A 2591-nucleotide genomic window follows, 5' to 3' on the forward strand; every position below is an offset into this window, starting at 1 on the left:
CCTACAACGTCAACGACCAGCTGACCCAATCCAACAAGGGCCAAGGGGACGCGCAGGACCGCGCCGAGATCCTGCGCTTCGTCTACAACAACGACGGCCAGATCCTCTACCGCTTCCATGACACCGGTGAAGGCAGCCAGATCACCCACACCGAATACGCCTACGCCAACGGCCACCCCAGCGGCCAGACCGGCAACACCGAAGACGACATCAATGGCAGCCAGACCCTGCTCGACACCGGGCGCTACAACCTGATGCAGCCCTACGGCGAAGACTACCCGGCCAGCGCCGTCACCTTCTACACCGTCCAGGCCGGCGACAGCCTGCAGGCGATCGCCGGCGCCGTCTACGGCAACCCCAGCCTCTGGTACCTGATCGCCGAAGCCAACGGCCTCGACCCGGACAGCGCCCTGAGCGAAGGCCAGCGGCTGCAGATCCCCCACAGCGTCCAGTCCGGCAGACTGACCGCCGACACCCACGTGGTCTACGACGAAGGCGAGATCATCGGCTCCACCCTGCCGAACCTGAAATCCGATCCGCAGGATAGCGGGGGCTGTGGCGGGTTATTGTCCATCCTCATCGTTGTGGTGATCGCCATCGTGGTGGTCATAGCAACTCAAGGGTTGGCTACAGCGTTCTTAGGCGGCGAAGCAGGGGCTGCTGCAGCCACACTCGGTGCAAAGGGTTTGGCCTATGCCGCTGCCGGGGCGATCGTTGGGGCTGCTGCATCCATCGTCCAGCAGGGCCTGTTCATCGCCCTGGGCTATCAGGACGAGTTCAGCTGGAAATCGGTGGCCGCGGGTGCCATCAGCGGGGCCCTGTCCGGGGCTGCCCAGGGCATTTGAAAAAGGTGACGGAGGGAATAAATTATATACAGTTGTAAACCAGAAGCCGCCGTACCGCTGTAGCAATCTTTGTTAGTCTGGTAGCATCAGTAATTCAAAACATAACATTGTCATAAGGATATGCAATGCCAAGAAGAGCACGGATGTACATACCTGGGCTGCCGTACCATATTGTCCAAAGAGGCAATAATAGGGAAGCCTGTTTTGTTGAGCCGGAAAACTATCAATTCTATTTGGATTTGTGGCAGCAGATGAGTGAGCGATATGGGGTACAAGTCCATGCTTTTTGTCTAATGACGAATCACATCCATTTTCTAGCCACGCCTATTACGCCAGATTCACTATCCAATACATTGAAAGTAGTTGGCAGCCGTTATGCCTACTATTTTAATAAGAAGTATGGGCGCTCGGGTACTATGTGGGAAGGGAGGCACAAATCGAGTCTGGTGCAGCAGAATCGATATTTACTTACTTGCTACCGATATATCGAGTTGAATCCAGTAAGGGCTGGAATGGTCAATCGACCAGAAGAGTACAAATGGTCAAGCTATGGAGCGAATGCTTGGGGAGATCCAGGTTGGGTCACTCCTCATGAAGAGTATCTTGCACTAGCAAAGGAGAGGGAGGATCGATTGCATGCCTATAAGGCTTTGTTTCAAGCTGAGCTGAGTGAATTTGACCTAAATGAAGTGAGAGAATCTGTCCATTATTGCCTCCCTTTGGGAGATGATCGTTTCAGGTTACAGATTGAATCGAAATATGGTATTAAGTTGGGTCAGGCGAAAAGAGGCAGGCCAAGATCAGAAAGGTTGATAGAGTAGGGAGGTGTATAAAGTTTATTCCCTCCGTCACCTTTAGTTCGGTATAAAGTTTATTCCCTCCGTCACCTTTAGTTCTATAAAGTTTATTCCCTCCGTCACCTTTAGTTCTGAGCCACCATAGTTGATGGGATATATCGTATCCCACTCATCCATTCTGCTCACGGTACCGCGCCATGCCGATTTATCAACCTACGGCTCTGGAACAAGCCTACCAATCAACTCCGCAACAATAAATCCACAAATCACACCCGTGATATTGGCCGCCAGATCCAGCCACTCCCCATACCGGTTCACATAGGGTTGCAACAGTTCGATTACCCCACTGTAGGCAATAAACAACAGGCCGAGCGCTATCCACCGGTCTGGCTTACGCAACGCCACGGGAATCATGAGCGCTGCGTAGGCGATCAGGTGATGGGTTTTGTCCGTTCCCGGAATCGGAGGAAGATCCTTCAGCGGCCAGAGGGACAGGGCCGTTATGGCGGCAAGGGTGAAGAGGGTAAGGAAAATCCAGTTGGTCTTTATCAGGGGCAGCAGTTTGGTCATCAGATCGGCTCGGGTGTATTCTCAATGTTAATTCAAGGTCGAAGTTTGTCGCCTTTCATTTGATCCATGTGCAAGGTAGCAAGGATGGGTGGAGTCGGTACGACGTAACCCATCGTCATTCGCCGAAATAGTTCGCAAACCTCGTATCACATGCCCAACTGCTCAGTGTTGTTTGTCCATTTGTTTGATTTGATTACGTCCGCGTGGGCACAAAAAGCGTGCCCACCCTACTTGGCTCGCAACGGGATATGATGTATATGCGTGATGATGTTGGGGTTCGTTCCTCAACCCAACCTACGGCTTTCAGGTATTTATGCCGCAATGCCTTCCACTATCAGATGGCTTACGTCAGTCCGCTGGCTTGCATGCTCAAATGTTA

Annotated in this window: 3 protein-coding genes; 2 read left to right on the forward strand and 1 reads right to left on the reverse strand. The window is 52.6% G+C overall.

What is annotated here, in order from left to right; genetic code table 11:
- The coding region (locus NPX02_RS20880) for a LysM peptidoglycan-binding domain-containing protein (protein WP_260295994.1) at positions 1–845 on the forward strand (845 nt) is incomplete at its 5' end.
- A 125-nt stretch (positions 846–970) separates the two neighbouring features.
- Positions 971–1666: a transposase gene (locus NPX02_RS20885; protein ID WP_260295995.1), complete on the forward strand. Its 696-nt coding sequence runs from the start codon at positions 971–973 to the stop codon at positions 1664–1666.
- A 189-nt stretch (positions 1667–1855) separates the two neighbouring features.
- Here the strand turns inward: NPX02_RS20885 and NPX02_RS20890 are convergent, their stop codons facing one another.
- Positions 1856–2212 carry a VanZ family protein gene (locus NPX02_RS20890; protein WP_260295996.1) on the reverse strand — a complete coding sequence of 119 codons (357 nt, stop codon included), beginning with the start codon at positions 2210–2212 and terminating at the stop codon, positions 1856–1858.
- Between the last annotated feature and the right edge of the window lie 379 nt (positions 2213–2591).

Source organism: Sedimenticola hydrogenitrophicus, assembly GCF_025175675.1.
GTDB classification, from domain to species: domain Bacteria; phylum Pseudomonadota; class Gammaproteobacteria; order Chromatiales; family Chromatiaceae; genus Sedimenticola; species Sedimenticola hydrogenitrophicus.